Source organism: Mucilaginibacter sp. RCC_168, from assembly GCF_041355315.1.
Lineage (GTDB): Bacteria > Bacteroidota > Bacteroidia > Sphingobacteriales > Sphingobacteriaceae > Mucilaginibacter.
Genome location: NZ_JBFUPN010000039.1, coordinates 19,267 through 42,095, shown reverse-complemented (window position 1 = coordinate 42,095; position 22,829 = coordinate 19,267). Strand labels below are relative to the sequence as shown.

The window sequence follows — 22,829 nt, the reverse complement described above, 5'->3', positions numbered from 1 at the left end:
GATATGATCACCCTAAACAACCAAAAATAAACCCCCTAGTTTGTCCTCGAATTACTAAACCCTTACAGCAATGACATATAAAAAGCATTTAGAGTTAACGAATTTACAAGTACGCCAGGCTATTCAGTAATTCTGGTGGATAAACAGGATTGGCGCCGCGCTGGCTGGCTACAAAGGCACCTACGGAACACGCTTTATCAACAATGGTTTGCATAGGGTGCTGGGCCAATATACCCGCTACAAAAGTGGCCAGGAACGCATCTCCGGCACCCACTGAATCGCTTACTTTTACAGGGCAGCCCGGACTTTCATAAAACTCATGATCATGCCATACTATTGCCCCACGCTCGCCACGGGTTACGCAGATAGTTTGATTATGATATTTGGAACGGAACTCAATGATCTGGTCGCGTAGTGAGTCACTGCTGCCACCTATAAGTAAATTGGCTTCTTCTTCATTCATTTTTACCACATGAGCCCGGGCGGCAAGCGTTTCGATAGTAGATAGTGTGTAATGCGGAGGGCGGAGGTTTACATCAAATATTTTCAGGGCAGGTGTTTCGTCGAGCAGGTTTAACAGGGTTTCGCGGGTTGTTGTGTTACGACAAGCCAGGCTGCCAAACACAATGGCTGATGCCTTTTTACCCGCCCCCGTTAATTCAGTTGTGGTTTGGATATTGTCCCAGGATACAGGTTCAGGTATAATATAGGTAGCCTGGTTGTTTTCGTCCAACTGCACTGTTACTTCACAGGTAGGTAGTTCATCATCACGCTGAATTAAGGGTGAATAAAGTCTGCTTTTTTGTAAAAAGTTTATCAGTCCGTCGCCGCTGCTATCCATTCCTACAGAACTGGCAAAAACAACATTAACGCCTTGCTGCACTAAGTGTCTTGCCACATTCATGGGAGCTCCGCCAGCTTTTTTACCGTCGCCAAAAGCATCCCATAAAATTTCGCCGAAGCTTAATACCTGATTGTTCATAAAGTTGATGTAAAGTTTGGTGTAGTATAACTCAAATATAGCAGGATTTTTAACATGATTTAAGGATTGATGAGAGGATTTGCCAGATTTTGGAATCTGTAAGATTTTTCCATCCAATCCTGGTAATCCTTTTAATCCTGAAAATCCTGTTTATATTAGGGTATGAAAAAGTACATATTATCTTTCCTCCTGATCCTTGTTTCTTACCTCTCTCATGCCCAGGACAGGCAGGCCATACTCAAAGTGATGCACAACCAGGAACTGGCCTGGAATAAGGGCGATATTGATGGTTTTATGCAGGGGTACTGGAAATCAGATTCGCTGTTGTTTGTAAGTAAAGCGGTACCTAATTATGGATGGCAAACAGCACTTGATCACTATAAAAAGGGCTATCCGGATAAAGCGGCTATGGGACAACTCACTTTTACTATCCTGCAAGTGAAAATATTAGATGCTACAAATGCCTTTGTGTTTGGTGGCTGGAAGCTAAAGCGTGAAAAAGATGCGCCTGGTGGCTATTATACGCTATGGTTCAGGAAAATAAAAGGCGAGTGGAAGATCGTGTGTGATCATACATCATAAGGATATGAGATGTTAGAAATGAGATCTGAGACGGAAAAGCTTCAAAAAAATCGATGAGACAGCTCATCGATTTTTTTAATAACTTATAACTCAAAACTCAGTACTTACAACTTAAAAAGGTTTCCCGGCGGCCAGTTCACGATTAGCCCATTTTACGGCCAGTTCTTCGCGGAATTTGGCATATTTTTCTTTAAAAGCCATTTTTAATACACTATCTACCCCGCCTTTGATGGCCAGGTTATACAAACTCGCCGCTTTCCGGCTGATGGAAGCATCCCAGGCACGCAGGCTCAGGGAGTATGATCCGTCGATGTATTTCATCCAATGCCAGTAACCGGTAGGCATAAACAGCGTATCGCCGTGTTCTAAAAAAACTTCGATCCCTTCTACACCATCCAGCGCGGGGAATTTTTTAACATCAGGATTTGCCACATCATAGTCCTCCAAAGCGTAAGTAGCATTCGGGATGCAGTATAAGCGGCGTTTCCATTTGTTTTCAAACAGAATCACATGCTTGCGGCCACCAAAATGCGTATGGAAAATATGTGGCAAATCAATATCGTAATGTAAAAAAGTAACAGAGTTGGAACCCCCGAAGAACATAGCGGGCATGCTTTCTAAAAAGCCACCCATCAGATCTTTTGGCAATACAATATCATCTAAAAGTTGCGGAGCCTGTTTAAAAATGTTGAAGAAAAATATCCTGAGCTCAGTAGGCTGACTGCGGATCATATCAATATACTCATCAAAAGGCATTTCGGTTGCCGATGAATTGATGGGTTTTGAAGGATCGGCTTTTGAGTTATCGTATAAGGGAACCACCTTTTTGCCTACTACCTGCTTTAAATATTCAGGTGTCCATTTTTCGCGGGCGGGCCAGCTTTTGGTCAACCCCTTTATAACCAGCGGACGGCGGGGATCTAAATAGTTCTTCTTAAAATCTTCAGGAGAAATATTTTCAACAGTATCAATAGGGCGGAGGATAAAACTCATATTGTAATTGTTTTTCGGCTGTTTTATTTAAATTAATTTAACTTAAATACCGAAAAGCAAACAAAATAACGAAATAAAACCTCAAAAGGTATAAGCTTTTATGTTAAAAAATATAATTGACGCGGAGCCTCACCCCGGCCCTCTCCAAAGGCGAGGGGGCTAAAAGTATCCGTATTAATAATATTAAGGAGAAGTCCTCTCCTTTGGAGAGGATTTAGGTGAGGCTTTGGCCCTATGGCTTACCAGTCATTAATGCATTTTCGGCACGCTTAATAGCCAGTTTTTCTTTCCAATCCATGTAGGCCTTCCTAAACCGCGCCTTCATCATATTATCAAACTTGCGTTGTACAGTCAAATTATATAAGCTTTTTGCCTTGATGGCCCACGATTTATCCCAGGCGCGTAATGATATGGAAAACGATCCATCCAGGTATTTCATCCAGTGCCAGTAACCAGTGGGCATAAATAAGGTATCGCCATGTTCTAAAATAGCTTGCTGACCTTCAATCCCATCCAGCGCCGGGAATTTTTCGAAATCGGGGTTTTCAATATCATAATCCTCCAGCGCATAGGTAGCAAAGGGGATGCAATACAGGCGCTCGCTCCATTTGTAATCAAACAGGATCACTTTTTTGCGCCCGTTAAAATGGGTGTGAAAAATATGAGCAAGGTCAATATCATAATGCAAAAACGTTACCGAGCCCGCGCCTCCAAAAAACATATTAGGATATTTATCCAGGAAACCGCCCATCAGATCAGTTGGCGAACGGTAATCGTTCAATAATATTGGCGCGTGTTTGATCGGGTCGAATAAAAATATGCGAAGATCGGTAGGTTGTTTTTGTATGAGGTCTATATAGTCGGCAAATTTCATTTCACTTGCCGATGCATTGATGGCCTTTGACGGATCGGCCTTTGAACTATCATATAAGGGCACGGTTTGGTCGCCAACAGTTTCCTTTAAATAATCAAAAGTCCATTTTTGCAAGGCGGGCCAGCTTTGGGTTGCTTTACGAATAATAAGCGGTTTACGTGGATTTAAATAATGGTTAACAAAATCGGCTCTGCTTATATTATCAACGGTATCTATGGGTGTTAGATGTAAACTCATATTCACAATTAATTAACATGCAAAATTAATTAATTGGAAAAAACGCCCAATTGCCCGGCCGCTTTTTTAAACTTTTCTGACAAAAAGAAACCCGGCATTTGCCGGGTTTCTTTTTGAGTTCTGAGCTCTAAGTAATGAGTTTTGAGTTAAATAAATTAAGATAATAAACAGTTTCTACAAAACTCATAACTCGCTACTCACGACTTATAAACTTAATTAGGCATGAGTACAGTGTTAACTACATGTATTACGCCATTGCTCTGGTTAACATCGGCAATAGTGATCCATGATTTGCCACCTTTCTCATCAACCAGGTATAGCTTTTTGCCTTGTTCCATAACAGTTAAGGTTCCACCACTTACGGTACTTAGTTCGGCTTTGCCATTTCCGTCTTTTACCTTTGCCAAAAGGTCGGCCGCGCTTAACTTACCCGCAACCACGTGATAGGTTAAAATTTTTATTAAAGTAGCTTTATTGGCTGGTTTAACCAGGTTATCAACCGTGCCAGCAGGCAATTTATTAAAGGCTTCGTTAGTTGGCGCAAATACAGTGAATGGGCCTGCTGATGATAATGTTGGCACTAAACCGGCTGCTTTAACAGCAGCTACCAGTGTAGTATGGTCTTTTGAGTTTACGGCGTTTTGAATAATATTTTTTGTTGGGTACATGGCTGCACCGCCTACCATTTTTGTTTGCGCGTTTGCTTTAGGCATTACTGCAAAAGTTGCTAAGGCTAACACCGCCAAGATCAATTTTTTCATGATGTGATTAGTTTACAAATTGTTTTTAAATGACACCCAAAGGTGCCGGTTTGTTTTGTTTTACAATGTAACAAAGCTATCACGAGCTCTTGATAGTTTTGTTAAGTTTATAATAAGCGCTATTTGAAAGAAGATACGGAGAGCATTACTTAACGGTTTTATAGAGCCCGTTAATTCGTACAACCTGCTGATTTAAATGTTGTCAATCAATCAAAAAAATAGACCGGCAGCAATATTATCGGCATAAAGTTTACCGGTAGCGGTAAGATACAAAATATTATCCTGTTGCCTTATCCATTCCTTATCAAAATACTGCCCCGCAGCAATAAGCAATGGAGATGCAGATGCTTTGGCTATGGTATTCAATTTATCCAGATCAAGTCCCCACATGGTACGTATCGAGGTCATGATATATTCGTTAAGGCGATTCTCTTCCGTAAGTATTTCGGTTTCGGCCGGGAGCTTACTGCTTTCAATGCTTTGTATGTATTTGGCATTATTGGCTATGTTCCATTGCCTGGCTTCGCTGTTATAGGAATGGGCTGAGGGGCCAATCCCCAAGTATTTTACACCCTGCCAATAATTAGAGTTATGCCTGGAATAATGCCCGGGTTTGCAAAAGTTTGATATTTCGTAATGTTCAAAACCACGATCAGTCATCGCATCCATCAATACAGTGAACTGGGCCGCGCTCTGCTGATCATTCATAGGCTGCTGCTTTTTTTTGCTGATAAAGGCCGCTAATGCGGTTTGCGGTTCAACTGTCATGGAGTAGGAAGATATGTGCGGGATTGATAGATCAAATATCTTATCCAGGTTTTGTTTCCATTTAGTATCCGTTAATAACGGATAGCCGTAGATCAAATCGGCAGTAATATTTTCAAAACCGGCATCCTGCACCCTTTTTACAGAAGCTTCGGCGTGCCTGCTGCGATGGGCCCGGTTCATCCAAAGCAGGTCTTCATCAAAAAATGATTGGATACCAATGCTAAAGCGGTTCACATCGGTTTGGCGAAGTGCTTTTACTTTGGTATCAGTCAGGTCGTCGGGGTTGGCCTCTAAGGTTATTTCCGCACTTGATGATACCGTGTGCAGTTCCGTTATGGCATTGATCAACAGGTTTATATCATCAGCTTCCAATAACGATGGTGTGCCACCGCCAAAGTAAATGGTTTCTACAGTTTCATTATCCAGGTAGTTTTTTTGCAGTTTGATTTCCTTTACCAGCGCATGCAACAGCTCGTCTTTATATTTAAGCGAGGTGCTAAAATGAAAATCACAGTAATGACATGCCTGTTTGCAAAATGGAATATGTATGTAGATACCTGCCATTTGGCAAAGTTCATAAATATATTTAGTAAATGATATTAAGTAAATTAATGAAGTTTAATTTAAATAACTTATCAAATGTTTGTGCGGTGTTTTATTTAACGGTTATTCAGACCATAAAGTACAATAGTCGCCACGGCTGGCCAGGAGGTTTGCCACATGACCTTGCGCAGGTTCATGTTAAGTATGAAATCTTTACGGTTATCCGTTCCTGTTTACCTAAACACTGAACTGCTGAAAAGCGATCCGCTGTTCTACTTTATAAATTTCCCGTCCGGTAACCTGGTTAATAATACATGAATTGCGATAAGCGCCCATGCCCAGATCGGGGGTTACAAAACCATGGGTATGCAATTCGGCATTTTGAACAAAGATCTCATCACCATTGATATCAATACTGTAGTTGCGTTTCACATCAAAAAGACCATCTTCATTAACTCCAATACGTTGTTGAATGCCGTTGATGAATGCCGGGGTGTTATATTTGTATCCCGTTGCCAAGATCGCATAATCGGCCTGATGTGTAAAGGCTTGTTGTTGCTGTACTTGTGTGAATTGCAGTTCATTGGAACCATCCTGATTTACTTTGATACCATCCAGTTGTGAATTAGGTCGTAACTGTACATTTAAGGTCGTATCATCAACACTCATTTCATATAGTGTATCAAATATTTGGTTGATCAGCTCAAAGTTGATGCCTTTGTACAAAGGCGGCTGTTTAGCCAATAAGGCCTTACGCTTTTCTGCAGGCATGTTATGAAAATAATCCACATACTCAGGTGAGGTAAGTTCCAGCGTCAGTTTTGCATACTCCATCGGGAAAAACCGATCAGGGCGACTAAACCAACTAAGCTGCAAACCAGTTTCGGTATGAGGAAGCAGGTCCTGAAAAACCTCGGCAGCACTTTGCCCGGATCCGATTACCGCTACCGATTTACCCTGTAGAATGTCGGTCTTTTTATATAGATAATTGGATGTATGCAGAATATTGGGTGATTGAATACTCTTCATAAAATCGGGATAACGGGGTTCTGTTCCCGTACCTAACACTATTTTTTCGGCGTAATAAACCTCGGGTTGGTTAGTTAAACTATTAGTAACCTTAATTTTATAATGCTTTGCAGTTTCAATGTATTCAACCGCCTCAACCGATCTGGAAAACAAGCAGCTGGATAATTGTGCAGCTACCCATTTACAATAAACATTGTATTCCTTGCGTAGAATAAAAAAGTTTTCGCGGATAAAAAACTTATAGAGTCGGTTGGTTTCCTTTAAAAAATTCAGGAAACTGTACCTGCTGGTTGGGTCGGCCATAGTTACCAGATCGGCCATAAAGGGCACCTGTAAGGTAGCATTACTGAGCATTAAGCCCGGATGCCAGTCAAAAGCCGGTGAACGGTCCAGAAACAGGGTAGAGAATTCATCTATCGGCTCCGTTAAAGCGGCAAGCCCCAAATTAAACGGGCCAATTCCAATACCGATCAGATTGTATACTTTTTTAGTTTTCAATTTTTTTATTTTTTTGAGCAAGGATTTGAGGAGCAAGGAGTAAGGATTTTTGGAACAAGGATTAAGACTTTCTTGTCCCCGCTTCTGTTTGTCCTTGTTCTTTGCTCCCCAAATCCTTGTTCCATCAATTCCTCTATAATTCTATCTTAATTTCCTTTGTACCCGGATTTTTCTCCCAGTACCATTCGCGATATAAAAAAGTAAGATTGGCGCTTTTGTGTGGCAGATCTATCACTCTTTGCTGCTGGTAACCAATCCTGTTAGCCAGGGCACGCATGGCTCTCGATTCTACAGCCGCTTCGCCTATACATTTGCCAACCTCGGGTTGGGCAAACAGGTAATCTAAGGCCACCTGCAACGATTGATAAGCAAACTTTTTCTCTTTTTCTGCGGGAGCTACTAATAAGTGGGTACCGTAATCCGTCGGCAGGCATTCGTAATAAGCGCCAACCAGGTCGCGGGCGGGCCAGTAGGGTTCAAAAGTGAAGTTAGGCACGCCATTTACTTCGCCAATAAAACTATGGGTGGCGTCGCTTGGGATGATGGTTCTGTAAAAAAGCTCCAATCCGCGTATTGGGCCATCCATTTTCCAAATGGGTTTGGCTTGTTCCTGGTTAAACCAATCGTGCACCATTTCCAGGTCGCGGTCAATATCAAACGGACGAATACTCAGCGTTACATCTTCTTTCGGGAAATATCTACTGTACACAGTATCTTTCCGCTCCGGTTTAATCAGGTTTTTGCAAAAGAAAAACTTGTTGAGCGGGTTGGGGTAATCCACATAAACCGCCGGGTACTCTAACGATACATTAGCCTCATTCATGTTATATAGGCTGGTTAACAGGTTGGCTTTCACACTCCAATCTCGGCTGTTGATGATGTAGTTGACCAGACCGGTTTCGTCCATCGCCTCCAGGCTTTTCAGTTCTTTATAAACAATATCCAGCAGACGCTTTTCATCAGCCAGGCCGTTTACTCCGAAAGCGTTTACTACACCCAGCAGGTTATTCATCATCAGGTAATAGGTGTATTTTGGGGAGATGTATTCTTCGTCGATGATCGATTTGCTTTCATCAGCAATACCCGGGATGGCGGCTAAAATTTCGTCGGCTTTACCTGTACGGAAAAAGAATCCCTGGTTATCCCTGAAATAAAGTTTTGCTGGGAACAGGTTCTTATCCAGCTCCACCATTACATTTTGCTGGTGAAATTCACAGGCCAAACCATATTTATTTAAAATGGAAACCATTGGCCTGATGCAGATGTGCAGGTATTGTTTAAACCAGTCTTCGGCCACGCGGTTTACCGCTTTGTTTGATTTTTGAGCCGCGGTTTTAATAATATTAGCTAATCTGGATGGTTCCCCAAAAATGCTATCCTGGCAAAGCGCGGCCAGCAGGGTTACATTTTTATGCTGTGCTTCGTTTTTAAACGGATTGCGGCGAATGCTGATATTAAAACCATTAATCACCTGCCCCTTATTATCGGTAACCGCGATAAATGCCGGGTCAACAATAAAATCGATCTCCGGGAAATCTTTCTGCAAGTTTTGTCCCCAGGGCGTTTTTAACAGACGCGAAATATTATAACCTCGATGTAGTTCGGGGTACAGGTTAATGCGTTCAGAGTTGGTAATTTTTACGTGCAGGGAAAATTTGAACATCCAATCACATTCCTCATTATAAACCGTACGTACGGAAGATGTTGGTGTAAATTCAGCTCCCCAATGGCCTAAACTATATAGTTTACCATCCTGCTGTAAAGCTAAAACATCATCCTGTTGCAGCAAGTAATTAGCCTCCCAGGGATGCATCGGCACTACGGTGAATGTGGGGTGTGTATTCAATAATTCCATCATCCGTGAATCGTCGGCAGCAAGGGTTAACAACTCACTTTTTAACTGAACCGATGGCAAAGTATCGTCGGCAGTTTTTTGAATGACCTGGCTGGCATCTATCAGAAAGTAATGCAGTTGGAAGCGTCCGGCAGTCTCGGGCGAATACTTAAACAGGTCATCGTCATTAAACCCCTGTTTTGATTTGGGTACCGGGTGCACGCTATGACCCAAAATAAGTGACTGCTCGGCCTGGATAAAATCCATCTCGACGGCATTGGCATGAAGATCACGCTTGATGAAATTTTCGAGATATTTTTCCAGGTTTTCTATACTGTTCTGTAAACGATTTTGGGTGATACTGGCTTCTATCTCCGGATATTGCTCTTGCGCGTATTGAACTATCAGAGCGATCAGATCGGTAGAAGCCAGTTCAGTGATCTCATCTGTTTGCAGGTCGCGTTTTACAACCGGGAAATGGAATATATGCCTGCCGCTTTCAGAATAATAACCCAGGGGAGCATATACCTCCAGGCCAATAGAAGAAAAATCAATACGGATATGCAAATCATGACCGGTCGCCCGGAAATGAGCGGCTAATGCCTCGTCATATTTGGGGATACCCAGGTAACGGCTCCAATTGCTAAACTCACGCAGATAACTGTTGAGCATAGCGGTGTAATTTACCTGTTCAGCTTCTTCCCTAAGGTTAATTAAACTTAATGAATTCGTTTCCATGTTTTTTGATGTTTAATAGAATGTTTTTAATATGATCGGTAGTTGTAAGCGGATTGAGCAATGTGAATTTTAGATAAAATTCGCCATGAACCTTGGTGCCGGCCACCAGCGCGTCGCCATATTTTAAAAGCTGTGCTTTAATATATTGGTTCATCTGGGTCAGGTTAGCGGTATGCAAACCGGAAGGGTTATACCTGAAAACCAATGCCGATAGATCCGAATAATTCAACAGATCAAAATCACGATCTGTACTGATGATATGCGCTGCATTTTCGGCCGTTTCAATAATCTTTTCTATGTAGCTGCCCAATTTTTCTTTACCCATGATGCGCAGGGTGAACCAAAGTTTGAGGGCATCAAAGCGGCGGGTAGTTTGGATGGATTTGTTCACCTGGTTCGGGATCTCGTCCGAGTGCTGATCCTTCGGATTCAGGTAATCGGCATAATGGGTTATCAAGCCAAAATATCGTTTATGGTTTACCAGGAAGGCGCTGCTGCTAACCGGTTGAAAAAAGGCTTTATGATAATCGGCAGTAACAGAATTTGCCAGCTCGATTCCATTTAATAAATACCGGTGTTTGTTGCTTAGTAATAAACCACAGCCATAAGCGGCATCAACATGGTACCATAGTTTATATTTTGCAGCTATGTTCCCAATGGCTTCCAGCGGGTCGAGATTGCCAAAATCGGTTGTGCCTGCCGTGGCTACAACAGCTATAGGTATGTTGCCTTGTTTTAATTCACGTTGTATAGCATCTTCCAGCAAAACAGTATTCATCCGGAAGGTACGATCGGCTTTTACCTTAACTACGGCTTTTTCGCCCAGGCCCAGTATCGCGGCATTTTTCTGGATACTGAAATGCCCGGCTTCGGAAACAAAGATCCGGAAACGGGATGCCTCAGGAGGTAGGCCATTTTGTTTAATATTATGTTTAAGATATTCTACCGAATAATGATCACGGGCCAATAATAAACCCATCATGTTACTTTGCGAACCACCGCTGGTAAACACGCCATCGGCATGCTCATCAAAGCCAATTTCGTTACAGGTCCACTCGATCATTTTTTGCTCTATCAGCGTACCCCCGGCACTTTGATCCCAGGTATCCAACGAGGAGTTGATAGCGCTGATCAACACTTCGGCAGCTATAGCCGGTATTACAACCGGACAATTTAAATGCGCTACATATTTTGGATGATGAAAGGTAACCGCGTGTTTGGTATATAAGGATTCAACCTCGTTCATCAGACTTTCATAATCAGGTAGGGGAATAGTCAAGTCAACCGATTCAAATTGCGGACGTAATTGGGCCGCTGTTACACCGCTGAAAGGTTTTTTATTATCATGCAAAAAATTAACTACCGACTGGCTGGCCAGGCTTATGGCCTTGAGATATTCTTCAGATGAGCCTTCGTAAAGTATATCTTCAAAAGAAGTGTCAGTACTTAAGGCCTCTAATAGGGCCTCATCCTGATGGGGTGTGTTGGATGGTGTTATCATAGGTAATGATTGATAGTTTGTTCATGGTTAATGGTTCATAGTTGATGGTTCGTAGTTTGTGAGAAACAGATACCTTTGGAGGATATCCTTTTCTGGCTATGAACTATAAACCATCAACTATGAACGCCCTAATAATTAATGGTATAGGTTAAAGAAAATGTTCTGCCGCGACCGTAGTACTGGTACAGTTTGGCCGGGGCGCCGTAAAACAATACAGAGCGCTGTCCCCAGAAGGTGAGATACTGCTTGTCCCAAAGATTTTGAATACCGGCAGATAAGGTGCCCAACGGTAGTTTTACATTTCCCACCAGGTCAAATGTGGTAAAGCCTTTAAGTTCCAGGTTTTGGTAATCTTTCAGATCAAGTGAGCGAACAGCCTGTAGCCTTACCGAAAAAGCCTGACTTTGCCAGCCTGTGAAGCTTACAAATTTGGATGGGTTGGTGGAGATGATAGAATTACGCTGATAGCCTTTATCGGGTGTTTGGATATCCGAAATAATGAACTGACCAGAAACGCCAACTATTAAACCTTTTGGCTGCTGGCTGTAGCTTAGTTCACCTTCAAAACCGTAGTTGCGTACTTTTTGATCGGTAACGGATATGGTGAAATTACTGGTGTTGATGAGGATGGCTTTGTCTGATACGGAATAGAAACCGGCTATCTGTCCTTTAAAACCACTCTCGTCACTCAGCCTGCCACCAAGTTCATACTGGTTGGTTTTGATCCCGCTTAATGGCGCGTCTTTTACGTTGATGCTGTTAACCAGTTTCCAGTTATTACCATCGCGTACATAGGCCCCGGTTCCGTAATATTTGGTTGGATCTGGTACCGAAAAGCCTTGTGAGTAATTTGCCCAAACCTGTGCCTTATTATTAAACTTATATATCAGGCTGCCATTAAACAGGGTTACATTATAATCATTTTTACCTCCGGGGATTTTATCCGCCAAGGTACCCACGCCATAGTTTACAGATACCTGCTGTTGAAAGCGCACAAAATCATCTACAGTTACATCCATATGTTGCTGACGGATCCCTCCGGAAAGGGTAAGCTTATCAACAATTTCCCAGCTGGCTTGTGCAAAGCCCGATATACCCAGTATGCGGTTACCGGGATAGCGGTCCAAGCTACTTGCTGTTTTATTGATCAGTCCGCCAGAGCTATAGCTTAGGTCGGTATCAAAGAAAGCCTGTTTGCCCACAAATTTTTCATGGTCAAGGTCGGCGCCGTAGATCACTTTTACCTTATCCCACTGTTTTGATAAGACTGCCTTAAAGCCGTATACATCTGTATTCTGGCGTGATGCGGCCAGAGGTAAAGGTTTTACATTACCTGGTGCAACGGTAAGATCGCGTGATTGTACGATACCTTCGGGAAAGGAAGGACTGAAATCCAATTTCTCTGACCGGACAAAAGCCTGGAATTGAAAGCTCTGACCTCCCAATATATTACCGATGCGGTACTGACTATTAATAAAAATGCGTTTACTACGCGGTACCACATCGGCATCAAAGCCTTTGCGTACATCCAGCAATGAAGGATCGGGAGCTACATTATTATTGGCATTGGCCGGTAGTGCTCCCGCCAGGTTATTCCCCAGGAAGAGGCCATGGTCACTGTTGTATTTAGAGTTGTAGTATTGCGCATCCAGGCTGATATTTTGGTTGTGCTTGAGTTTAAAGTCGACATTGCCAAACAGATCAATACTGCGGTTATATTGCAGGTCGCCTTGTTTGGTATCAATAATAATCTGATGGCCATCGCCATCATAAGCAGCTCCATTTTGCTGATAAGCAAAGCCTAAACGCCCCTTTACAAAGCTATTACCTCCGGCTACAGATTGCGCTACACGAATATCATGATCGTCGCCGTGACCTAAGCCGCTACGCCCACCTACTTCGGTCTGGAATGACAATTTCTCCGACGTTGATTTTTTGGTTACAATGTTAATGATACCACCGGTCGCGTCGCCACCATAAACCGAGCTCGCACCTGAAAGCACTTCGATCTTTTCGATATTGAAGGGGTCGATAGCATCAAACTGGCGACTGGTGTTACGAGTGCTATTGATAGATACACCATCAATCATCACCAGTATATTTCGCCCACGAATGTTTTGCGCGTAATTCGAACGCCCCTGGTTGCCTATATCCAAACCAGGGATCAGGATGCCCAACGCTTCTTTAAGCGGTACGCCGGCCTTGATCTGGGATTGCAGTTTGATACTGTCAATAACCCAAACAGTTCCGGGTATTTCGCTGATGTGCTGCGGCGAGCGGGATGAAACCACCACCACCTCGTTCAGGTTGTTATTTAAGTTGATAGAAGTTATGGGCTTATTATCGGTTGTTTGAATGGTGATCACATTGCCTTGCACCTTTAATTTAAGATTGGCGCCCATCAGATCGTGTAATATTCTTTTGATAGGTTGATGGGTAGCATCTACATTCACGATCTTATTAGCATCGAGCCGGGTATTGCTATACGTAATACTTACGGATGCTTTATCACCAATGGCCAGTAGTGCATCGGCCAATGTAATGTTGCTTAATTTGATGGTTAGGGGTTTATCGAGCACATCCTGCTGCGCAAATAAATAAGTAGTGTTAAAAAGTGTTAAAAAAGTAACAATTAATACTTTAGGCGCAATATTTAGCTGTTTAATGGTAAGGCTTGAAGAATATTTAATTAAGTTTTTGAGGTAAGTATGTACCTGTTTCATATTTTCGTTTAAATGTTTAATTAATTAAGTATTAGTTGAGCAAATCCCGATGTTGTAGTTTGGCGATGAAGCATCGGGAATTTTTGTTTCTATATTTTTCTACATGGCATTAGTTGTTGCGTCTGGTTAATAAATAGTTACAATGTTTCCGGCTATTTTATAATGAAAGCCTATAGCAAATTCAAGGCTGTTGAGCACACTTTTCATATCCGGATTGTTAAAACGTCCGGTATAACGTTCGTTTCTTAATAAGCGGTTGTCAATAAGTACCTCCACATTATACCAGCGTTCCAGCGTTGAGGCTATGTCACTCAATTTCTGATCTTTAAATTGCAGCTGATTGTTACGCCAGTTACAATAAGCCGCGGCATATACCGTTTGCTGCTTTAATGACTGATCAGCACCATATACACCTTGCTGGTTAGCCGTAAGAATTAAAGAAGCTTTTTTGATTTTTGGCGAAAACATTACCCGCCCTTCTTCAACCACTACATCGGTTTTATTTTCCTCGGGATAAGCACGAAGATTAAAATGAGTCCCTAAAACCTGCACAATTACCTGCTTGCTATTGATAGAAAACGGGCGTTTTTTGTCTTTAGCTACGGTAAAAAAAGCTTCACCTTCAAATTCCACAACTCTTGATGTATCTGTAAATTTTTCGGGATACCGTAGTTTGCTATCCGAGTTTAGCTGAATAATTGTTCCGTCGGGTAGGGTGCAAGTGGCCCTTCTACCTTTAGGGACTTTTACTTCGTGGTAACTAAGGGCAGCACTACCCTGCTCCTGATGGTTTCCGGATACATGATAAATATAGAAAGTCAATCCCGTGATCAAAACAATGCTTGCGGCTACCCTGATCAGCCAGGTCCAGTTTGTTTTTCGGAGCTCATTCTCAGGGAATATCCGGTTTGATAGCTCTGCCCATGTTTTATCCTCAATACCCTGTATATCTACAGGAGGGGAGATGGTGAATTCACTTTCTGCTATGTTTTGCAGCCATTGCTTAATGGCAAACTGCTCATCAATGCTGCATTTGCCCTGATGATACCGTTCCAGTAGTTCTTGTGTTATTTCTATTTTCATCTAATTAAATGCAAGCTACACGCTGCATTCAATAACATAGCTGATTAGTGTGTTATTTTTCCTAAGACTAATTCTAAATAATATATACATAGCTGATATTCAGGTATAAAAACAATTTGTAGAGATAATAATATGGATGCTTATTTTGGACTTATTTAGTCGATAACTAAATTCTCCCGGAGAAAATTCAATGCTTTGTAGAGGTGGTATTCAACTGTTTTTTCCGATATCAGCAGGGCTGAAGCAATCGACTTTTTATCCAGGCCCTGCTGCTGACTTAAGCGATAAACCTCCTGCGATTTGTAAGGGAGCTTATTGATCAGGTGGTTAATGGTTTTATACAGTTCGTTGTAATTCAACGTATCTTCAGTGTACCTGCCTTCGATAGACTGGTTTTGGACAACATTTTGCAGGTGTTTTTGTCGATTGGATGTGGTACGGCAATACTCAAACACTTCGAGTTTAGCCGATCTGAAAAGGTATTGTTCAATAGATACATTTATCTGGAGTGTGTTTCTTCGTTTCCATAATGATTCAAATATATCCTGGGAAAGCTCAGCGGCTATATCTTCATCCCTCAAAGTATGATAACAAATAGTAAAAACTTTTTTCCAATACAAGCGATAAAGTTGCTGAAAGGATTGCTCAGTTAAGTGAAAAACTACTTGGGGGTATTTGCTATTGCCTGACACTGGAAGCTAATTTTGGACAAATATAGATAACTATTTAGAATCATTATAAATAAAAAGAATTAAATATGATATTAGATCAAAAACGCATGTAAACAGTAATAGTTCCGGTTATAGTCGGTTTAGTAAATAGTTACTTTAGGGCCAAATTGAAAGATAGCATGACAAATGAAAAACCAGAATTTTGGGAATCTGCTTTTATCAACAAGCAGGAAATGTTGGGATTTGAACCATCGAAATCTGCAATATTAACAAATGATTTTTTTGTCCAAAAATCGATAAAAAATATCCTTATTCCAGGTATCGGCTATGGGCGGAATGCCCAAATTTTCAGAGATCATGAAATGGCAGTTACTGGGATCGAGATATCAAAAACCGCTATAGATATGGCAAAAAAGCATTATGGAACCGGTATGACCATCTATCATGGTTCTGTAATTGATATGCCTTTTGACAAACATCAATATAATGGGATATTCTGTTACGCCCTAATTCATTTATTAGACGCCAATGACCGGAAAAAATTAATCAGTGATTGCTATAATCAACTAACAGATGATGGTTATATGATTTTTACAGCCATTTCGAAGGAAGCTTCAACGTATGGTCAAGGTAAATTAGTGAGCAAGGATCGTTATGAGATATTCGATGGGATTAAAATGTTTTTTTATGATAGAGAATCAATTAATACGGAGTTTGGTAAAGCCGGACTATTTGAGATCACGGAAGTCACTGAGAATTATCCATTCTTTTTAATTAAATGCAGGAAAGGCCATCAGTAATATTAAAGCTGATTATAAAAAAGCCTGCAGAGATTCAATTTGCAAGCTTTTTTGTTTTTGGCGGGGTGAATGGGAATTTATTAGAACACTTGGATGGAATTTTGGACATTATCAAGAAAATTATCAATAATAACAAGCATTAGTCGATGGTTACACTGCCGATTAGGATGTAATCAAATTCAGATAAATTTTCTTTAATTAATGCACCGCCTACAGTCACAGAATAGTTTTGTGTTAAGGGTTTAAACGTTTCCTTTTCATAACGAGGGCTAAGTTCCAAAAGGTCACTTGTAAGTTTTTCGCCTCTTATCTCTTTTGATAATTTAACTATGATTTTCTCCGCGCCGTGATCATAAATAATTGTTCCAAATAAATTGCCATGCGCCCATTCAAATGGCTCGCTAACAATTATTCTGACAGTTCTTCCTTTTAAAAAACTCATATTTAGATAATATTTATTGATTAAATGTAAAATAAAAAAGCCGGAAATTCATATCTCCGGCTTGGTGTTCAAAAATGTACCTGGCGGAGAGGGAGGGATTTGTTTACCTCTTAAACCGTTTTGATATTCAATATATTATGCGGATTTTATTTCTTACTCACCGAAATACTCACCACTTTTTTTGTACAGATTAATTGCAAATCTTATATTACAAATATAGGGATTACGGATTTGTAAAACAGATTATTTGCGGCTTATTATGCTGATCATCTGTAACCGCAAAGGTAGCCGCGAAGCCAGGGCAGTAAAGGGCTTTCGCGGCATAAACCCGCGAGCCATTCACGCACTTACCCATTTATTCCACGTTCCCTTGACAGCCCTGTCTTCTTCCGCTTTTTGTTGCTTAACAGAAGTTCACCCGAACGACTACGCTCGTTTTATAAAGAGGTTTACCAATAAGTAGCAAGTTTGTGTTTTTGTTACCACAAAAACTACCCCGATGCCTTTGGCTCGGGGCAAACTTGCCATTGCTCCCGGTGGTTGCAATGGATTTAAAAAATTTGAAAGCGCAGGTTTCTATTAACATCAATTCAAAATAAACATATTGCTATTAAAAGAATTTTTATTGTAGAATCAAAAAATATTCCATTTTCTTTTGTCTTCCAATTCTTTGTCTAAGTGCTCATCAAGTGTTAATTTTTTTATCCGCCTTAAAAATTTATAATTTTCAGGAAGGTGTTTAATAGGATTTGAATAAAAATTTAATTCTTTTAAGTCTAATTGTGAAAGCCATTCGGGGATAAATTCAAATTCATTACTCCACAACTCTAATATTTTTAAAGATGAGCACCCCAATAATTCTATTGGTAAGTCCTGCAACTTATTATTTCCCAAATGTATATATTCAAGCTTTTTTAACTGTCCAATTTCCGAAGGGAGCATTTTTATTTGATTTCTTTTATTCTCATAACTTCCGATTTTCAGCTTCTTTAAATTTTGTAGACCAGCAATTTCTTTTGGCAATTCTTGTATGAAATTATTATATAGGTGGAGTTCTTCTAAATTTTTCAAATGACCAATTTCAGCGGGTACTTTTTTTATTAGTGCATTATCCAAATTAAAAATTCGTAAATTTTCTAATTGTGAAATGCCTGATGGAATAAACTCGATTTTACAATTCTCCATTATCAATACTTCTAAATCATGTAGTTGTAAAATGCATTCTGGAAATTCTGTTAATTCAGTTGAAGTGAGATCAAGAAATTTTAAATTTTTTAATTCTCCGAATGTGTCAGGTAATGATTGTATAGATGTTCTTGATAAGTTAAATGATTTCAGGCTTTGCAAAGCGTTAATCCCATCTGGTATAGTGGAAAATATATTTGGATTTAGTAAAACATCCCAGGAACCTGTATTAGTTGAAATATCTAAGACTTCGAGATGTGCTTGCTTGAGTATCTCGGCAGGAAAAGTTTTTAAGTTCTTTGAAGAATAGTTGAGTTTTTCCACTGTTTTTTAAGGTTTATCCAAAACTAAATTAAATAATAGATATCTCAGTATTTTGTATAAAGGCAATTTGGCCTAAGTATATTTAGATTTAATTGGATATAATTAATAAAGTGTACTCACAAGTATACTAAAAACGGCCTTTACACTATCGTTAAGAGGGCAAAGTATACTTTGAGTATACTCCAAACCCTCGTAGCGAAGCGTAGGGCAAGCAAAGTAGGGCTCTGCCCAACTTCCGCTTGCTCCCCCCGCTTTCGCGTTTGGACATTAAAAATTAGGTTATTCGCCACGCAATAATACACCGGATAAATCAGCTAATGCTATTGAATAAAACAGTCCTTATTCAACCGATAAGCAACCAATAGCGCAAAGCCGGGTAAAATGTCAAGGGCGGGCAAGCCAATAAAAAAACAAAACACATCTGCCTGTTTATATACCCTTTACGTTTTATCCCGGCGTGGGCTATCTTCGCTGTAGCGGTGAATAAGGAATGTAAAACGAAGCTGGCTCAAACTGGTAATTAGGCTAATCAATAACAAACTTTTGCCTAAGCAATGCCATATCCTGCCCCACTTTTAAATCTAAAATCTTTGCATAGTGCTGGGTAGTTTTGATATTGGTGTGGCCCAACATCTTTGATACGCTTTCGATGGGTACGCCATTAGACAGCGTTACGGTTGTGGCGAATGTATGCCGGGCAATGTGAAAGGTGAGTATTTTATTGATGCCGCAAACGTCTGCAATCTCTTTCAGGTAGGCATTCATTTTTTGATTGGTAGATACTGGCAGGGCTCTATCTGTATTACAGCAAAGGGGATGTTCTGCGTACCTTTTTAACAAACTCAATGCCGATGGCAGTAAAGGAATACGGCTTGGCGTGTCTGTTTTTTTTCGCTTGGTATATATCCACATTTCCCCGTCGAGGCCTTTTACAATTTCAGCCGGTTTCAATTTTTTCACATCGGCATAGGCCAATCCTGTAAAGCAACAGAAAAGAAAAATATCCCTGATCTGGTTGAGCCGTTCGGTTGGAAATGCTTTATCTGCAATAGCCTGTAATTCTTCCCGGTTTAGAAATATCCTGTCAACCCGTTTAACTTTGGCTTTGTAATTTACAAAAGGGTCTTTATCCAGCCAGCCGCTGGCTAAACAAATGCGGATGATCTTGCCAAAGTTCTTAATGTATTTGATAGCGGAGTTGTTGGCACATTTACGTTCAGACCGCAAGTAAAATTCGTAATTGGTTATAAAGTCATGGTCAATCTGTTTAATGTCTATATCCGAAACTTTATATTGCCATTCTATAAAGCTCCGGGTATGCCTTAAAGACGTTTCGTAACGCTCCAATGTCCCGGCTGCATACTCATCACCAACCAAAGCCGAAACCTTTTTATTGTGGTCTTTAAACAAGCTGATAAGCATCCGGGATTTTTCGCTCTTGCCCAATAGCTTGTTTTTTAAACTTTCGGCTGTAATCATACCACCCGCTTCGGTCAATTGGCCATGCGCTTCGTAAACCTGGGCTTGCAGGTTATCAAGGTAAGCGTTAAAAGATTTGATTTCTTCTTTAGTTCCTTTAAACCGTCCTGCGGTACTGTTCCATAAGGTAGGTTCGCATTCACGGCCCGTACTGGTTTCCGCCCGTTTACCATTAACAGTAATCCGCAAATAAATAGGCACCACGCCATTTTGATGGTTTTTTGGCTTCTTCAAATAAAAAAGCAAGCTGAAGTTAGTTTTCATAATGTTTTGACATTAAAAAGTGAAACAAAATTAAGCTTGCAATCAGGTCTGCACAAGATGTTCAACTTTTGAACAGGTTGACTATCAAAACGATACGCAAATAACGGTGAGTAAGTATTTCCAAAAATTCACTCACCTAATAACGCACCTTTTATATGCGAATTGGTGGTTAAAACGGGGTTTTAGCCCAAAAACAAAAGCCTGCAATCATTTGATTTGCAGGCTTTTAATGTACTTTGTTATTGAAACTGGCGGAGAGGGAGGGTTCAGAATATGCCTCCCTATATATTTGGCTATCAGCGCTTTATTTTAACTTTTTGTCACCACTCTACGAATCACGTGATTGGGCAAATAACTCTAATTGTTAGCACTAATTTAGGTATAATTTATTTAAAAACAAGCTTAAATTAGAACTCCACATTAACCTGAAATAAATAATTTGTTAAAAAACTCGGTCGCCGATAATAAATAGTTATCAATAATTGATTGATATTCTCTACAATATTGTACACGTGGCAAATGATCTTTTTCGGTTGGATTAATTAATAATATTGTAAAGAATATCTATTTTATGATTAACTAAGTATATATTTAAAAACCTAAATACCATATTCATGAAAACCGAATCATTCGACCTTTCTAAGATTAAGGAAACTTCTATTAGCCTTAACCGTACCCGCTACGAGCGGCGACTCGAAATATTACAACATCTCGGACAGGACACGGGTAGAATTTCTTCGGTAGTGGACGGAGCAATAGGCAATATCAAAAACGATCGCCGATCCTTTGTAATATACGGTGAGCCGCAAAGTGGTAAAACGGAGTTAATGATTGCATTGACAGCGCGTTTGCTCGATGAGGGTTATAAGATTATCATAGCGCTAATGAATGATAGCGTCCAGCTGCTCGGTCAAAATTTAGAAAGATTTCAGCGTTCCGGTTTATCTCCTGCACCAAAAAAATTCAGTGAAATATTGACGCCTGAAATAAACCTAGGTAGTCGCGAATGGGTCATTTTTTGTAAGAAAAATTCAAAAGATCTGCAAAAGCTAATTACTAAATTGAAAGGCCAAAAAAACATAGTTGTATTAGATGACGAAGCGGATTTTGCTACTCCGAACTCTAAGGTCAACCGTCAGGAAAGAAGTACGATTAACGACCTAACAGGTGATCTTATCAGCAATCAGGGCATTTATATTGGTGTAACAGCTACACCGGCCAGGTTGGATCTTAATAATACGCACAACAATGTGAACGATGATTGGTTGGATTTTCCGATTCATGCTAAATATACGGGCCAGGACGTTTTCTTTCCTCTTGATATCTCCGATCTGTCCTACCGTCTGACTTTTACACCTGCAAACCAAGAGATGAGCGAGTCCATACAAAAAGCTTTGTTCAGCTTTATGGTGAACGTCGGCTACCTTAACATCAATAATCCTGAAGAAAATTATTCTCTGCTAATTCATACAAGTGGCAAAACTTCTGACCATTCCATCGGTTATCGGCAATTGGTCGGAATTTTTGAGGCGATCAAAGAAGATACAAATACCAATCATTCTAAATATTTGGAGGCGATTTGGAAACTTGCAAAGACAAGGTATCCTGGACATGAGGATCAGGTGACGGCCTATATTGTTGGGAATAGCGAGCGGCATAACCTGGTAGTTATGAACAGTGACAAAGACGTTAACGCAGCCGATAACAGGACTGGCACTTCACCGACTTCCCCCTTTACAGTTGTTATTGGAGGTAATATTGTATCCAGGGGCGTTACTTTCGATAATTTATTGTCTATGCTATTTGCGCGCGACGTGGTTAGCAAATTGCAGCAGGATACTTACATCCAGCGGGCCAGGATGTTCGGCGCTCGCGGTAAGTATTTGCAATACTTTGAACTGATGATACCTGAAGCTTTGTTTCTGGACTGGCAGAAATGTTTTATTTTCCACAGACTGTCATTAGAATCACGAAAACTCGTCAACGAATCTCCAGTATGGCTGGATGATAACCGCGTAACCGCAGTAGCAGCCAACAGTATTGATAAAGCCAGGGTAATTGTTGACAAGGGTGAGATGAGTTTTGCTCTTTTTGACTATCCGAATACCGATCTCGAAAGCATCATCGCCGGGGGCGGTACAGCGATTAATAAAATTAAGCAGATCTCAGACCTTCTCGGCACGGAACGTTTGCCCACGTATTTGATCAATTATATTGAAAGTTTCAGACCAGAGGGTGATAATTCTATAGTAGTCCATAAAACATCTACTATTTCAGGTTACAGGGACAGTGCCGAGGTTGATAGGGCAACTATCACTCGTACGCGTGGATTTATGGGTAACGATCAATTAGAAGTAGATAAGTATCCCGATGCGATCCATCACATTAAGTTATTTGAGAACGGCATGGGTCAAGCAAGGGTGTTTTATAAATATCAGGGACGAATTCGATTTCTAAAAACCAATTAATTATTAATTTGCTAATAAATTTAGCACCAATCGATCTGTTCAATTTAACT

At 40.6% G+C, this 22,829-nt stretch carries 17 protein-coding genes; 3 read left to right on the top strand and 14 right to left on the bottom strand.

The features are described 5' to 3' along the window. Window positions 1-103: 103 nt before the first annotated feature. Entirely contained in the window at window positions 104-982 is an 879-nt protein-coding gene (locus AB6735_RS26790; RefSeq protein ID WP_370999263.1) for a carbohydrate kinase, read from the bottom strand. Between the two features lie 162 nt (window positions 983-1,144). Here AB6735_RS26790 and AB6735_RS26785 point away from each other — a divergent pair, with 162 nt between their 5' ends. Next, entirely contained in the window at window positions 1,145-1,564 is a 420-nt protein-coding gene (locus AB6735_RS26785) for a DUF4440 domain-containing protein (protein ID WP_370999262.1), read from the top strand. A gap of 111 nt (window positions 1,565-1,675) precedes the next feature. On the opposite strand, the gene AB6735_RS26780 is transcribed toward AB6735_RS26785, so the two are convergent. From AB6735_RS26780 to AB6735_RS26735, 10 genes are all read right to left on the bottom strand, one after another. Next, a complete protein-coding gene (locus tag AB6735_RS26780) occupies window positions 1,676-2,557 on the bottom strand; it encodes a cupin-like domain-containing protein (protein ID WP_090471200.1) in 882 nt (293 codons plus the stop codon). A gap of 232 nt (window positions 2,558-2,789) precedes the next feature. Then, on the bottom strand, window positions 2,790-3,668 hold the full coding sequence (locus AB6735_RS26775; protein ID WP_370999261.1) for a cupin-like domain-containing protein: 879 nt from the start codon (window positions 3,666-3,668) through the stop codon (window positions 2,790-2,792). A 212-nt stretch (window positions 3,669-3,880) separates the two neighbouring features. Further along, window positions 3,881-4,429: a fasciclin domain-containing protein gene (locus tag AB6735_RS26770; RefSeq protein WP_370999260.1), complete on the bottom strand. Its 549-nt coding sequence runs from the start codon at window positions 4,427-4,429 to the stop codon at window positions 3,881-3,883. Between the two features lie 210 nt (window positions 4,430-4,639). After that, window positions 4,640-5,761, bottom strand: coding sequence for a radical SAM family heme chaperone HemW (gene hemW / locus AB6735_RS26765; protein ID WP_370999259.1), 1,122 nt, complete (start codon window positions 5,759-5,761; stop codon window positions 4,640-4,642). Window positions 5,762-5,977: 216 nt separating this feature from the next. Beyond that, window positions 5,978-7,267, bottom strand: a complete 1,290-nt coding sequence (locus tag AB6735_RS26760; protein WP_370999258.1) for a lysine N(6)-hydroxylase/L-ornithine N(5)-oxygenase family protein — start codon at window positions 7,265-7,267, stop codon at window positions 5,978-5,980. Window positions 7,268-7,400: 133 nt separating this feature from the next. Further along, window positions 7,401-9,839 carry a GNAT family N-acetyltransferase gene (locus AB6735_RS26755; protein ID WP_370999257.1) on the bottom strand — a complete coding sequence of 813 codons (2,439 nt, stop codon included), beginning with the start codon at window positions 9,837-9,839 and terminating at the stop codon, window positions 7,401-7,403. Beyond that, window positions 9,811-11,340, bottom strand: a complete 1,530-nt coding sequence (locus tag AB6735_RS26750) for an aspartate aminotransferase family protein (RefSeq protein ID WP_370999256.1) — start codon at window positions 11,338-11,340, stop codon at window positions 9,811-9,813. The genes AB6735_RS26755 and AB6735_RS26750 overlap by 29 nt, the downstream gene beginning before the upstream one ends. Before the next feature lie 128 nt (window positions 11,341-11,468). After that, entirely contained in the window at window positions 11,469-14,063 is a 2,595-nt protein-coding gene (locus AB6735_RS26745) for a TonB-dependent receptor (protein ID WP_370999255.1), read from the bottom strand. Between the two features lie 126 nt (window positions 14,064-14,189). Beyond that, window positions 14,190-15,146, bottom strand: a complete 957-nt coding sequence (locus AB6735_RS26740; RefSeq protein WP_370999254.1) for a FecR family protein — start codon at window positions 15,144-15,146, stop codon at window positions 14,190-14,192. 155 nt (window positions 15,147-15,301) lie between these two features. Then, window positions 15,302-15,838, bottom strand: a complete 537-nt coding sequence (locus AB6735_RS26735; RefSeq protein WP_370999253.1) for an RNA polymerase sigma-70 factor — start codon at window positions 15,836-15,838, stop codon at window positions 15,302-15,304. Between the two features lie 158 nt (window positions 15,839-15,996). Between AB6735_RS26735 and AB6735_RS26730 the strand changes: the two genes are divergently transcribed. Next, window positions 15,997-16,617: a class I SAM-dependent methyltransferase gene (locus AB6735_RS26730; RefSeq protein ID WP_370999252.1), complete on the top strand. Its 621-nt coding sequence runs from the start codon at window positions 15,997-15,999 to the stop codon at window positions 16,615-16,617. Window positions 16,618-16,756: 139 nt separating this feature from the next. Here AB6735_RS26730 and AB6735_RS26725 read toward each other — a convergent pair whose 3' ends face one another. The 3 genes from AB6735_RS26725 to AB6735_RS26715 all read right to left on the bottom strand — a co-directional run bounded on the left by AB6735_RS26725 (window position 16,757) and on the right by AB6735_RS26715 (window position 20,311). After that, window positions 16,757-17,059 carry a hypothetical protein gene (locus AB6735_RS26725; protein ID WP_370999251.1) on the bottom strand — a complete coding sequence of 101 codons (303 nt, stop codon included), beginning with the start codon at window positions 17,057-17,059 and terminating at the stop codon, window positions 16,757-16,759. Between the two features lie 633 nt (window positions 17,060-17,692). Further along, a complete protein-coding gene (locus AB6735_RS26720; protein ID WP_370999250.1) occupies window positions 17,693-18,568 on the bottom strand; it encodes a leucine-rich repeat domain-containing protein in 876 nt (291 codons plus the stop codon). A 525-nt stretch (window positions 18,569-19,093) separates the two neighbouring features. Then, window positions 19,094-20,311 carry a site-specific integrase gene (locus tag AB6735_RS26715; protein ID WP_370999249.1) on the bottom strand — a complete coding sequence of 406 codons (1,218 nt, stop codon included), beginning with the start codon at window positions 20,309-20,311 and terminating at the stop codon, window positions 19,094-19,096. Between the two features lie 614 nt (window positions 20,312-20,925). Here AB6735_RS26715 and AB6735_RS26710 point away from each other — a divergent pair. Then, window positions 20,926-22,779 carry a Z1 domain-containing protein gene (locus AB6735_RS26710; RefSeq protein ID WP_370999248.1) on the top strand — a complete coding sequence of 618 codons (1,854 nt, stop codon included), beginning with the start codon at window positions 20,926-20,928 and terminating at the stop codon, window positions 22,777-22,779. The last annotated feature ends 50 nt before the right edge of the window (window positions 22,780-22,829 follow it).

Bases quoted from the DNA above. Each gene is read 5' to 3' on its own strand.
- AB6735_RS26790 (WP_370999263.1), bottom strand. From the start codon at position 982: ATGAACAATCAGGTATTAAGCTTCGGCGAAATTTTATGGGATGCTTTT.
- AB6735_RS26785 (WP_370999262.1), top strand. From the start codon at position 1,145: ATGAAAAAGTACATATTATCTTTCCTCCTGATCCTTGTTTCTTACCTC.
- AB6735_RS26780 (WP_090471200.1), bottom strand. From the start codon at position 2,557: ATGAGTTTTATCCTCCGCCCTATTGATACTGTTGAAAATATTTCTCCT.
- AB6735_RS26775 (WP_370999261.1), bottom strand. From the start codon at position 3,668: ATGAGTTTACATCTAACACCCATAGATACCGTTGATAATATAAGCAGA.
- AB6735_RS26770 (WP_370999260.1), bottom strand. From the start codon at position 4,429: ATGAAAAAATTGATCTTGGCGGTGTTAGCCTTAGCAACTTTTGCAGTA.
- hemW (WP_370999259.1), bottom strand. From the start codon at position 5,761: ATGGCAGGTATCTACATACATATTCCATTTTGCAAACAGGCATGTCAT.
- AB6735_RS26755 (WP_370999257.1), bottom strand. From the start codon at position 9,839: ATGGAAACGAATTCATTAAGTTTAATTAACCTTAGGGAAGAAGCTGAA.
- AB6735_RS26750 (WP_370999256.1), bottom strand. From the start codon at position 11,340: ATGATAACACCATCCAACACACCCCATCAGGATGAGGCCCTATTAGAG.
- AB6735_RS26745 (WP_370999255.1), bottom strand. From the start codon at position 14,063: ATGAAACAGGTACATACTTACCTCAAAAACTTAATTAAATATTCTTCA.
- AB6735_RS26740 (WP_370999254.1), bottom strand. From the start codon at position 15,146: ATGAAAATAGAAATAACACAAGAACTACTGGAACGGTATCATCAGGGC.
- AB6735_RS26730 (WP_370999252.1), top strand. From the start codon at position 15,997: ATGACAAATGAAAAACCAGAATTTTGGGAATCTGCTTTTATCAACAAG.
- AB6735_RS26725 (WP_370999251.1), bottom strand. From the start codon at position 17,059: ATGAGTTTTTTAAAAGGAAGAACTGTCAGAATAATTGTTAGCGAGCCA.
- AB6735_RS26715 (WP_370999249.1), bottom strand. From the start codon at position 20,311: ATGAAAACTAACTTCAGCTTGCTTTTTTATTTGAAGAAGCCAAAAAAC.
- AB6735_RS26710 (WP_370999248.1), top strand. From the start codon at position 20,926: ATGAAAACCGAATCATTCGACCTTTCTAAGATTAAGGAAACTTCTATT.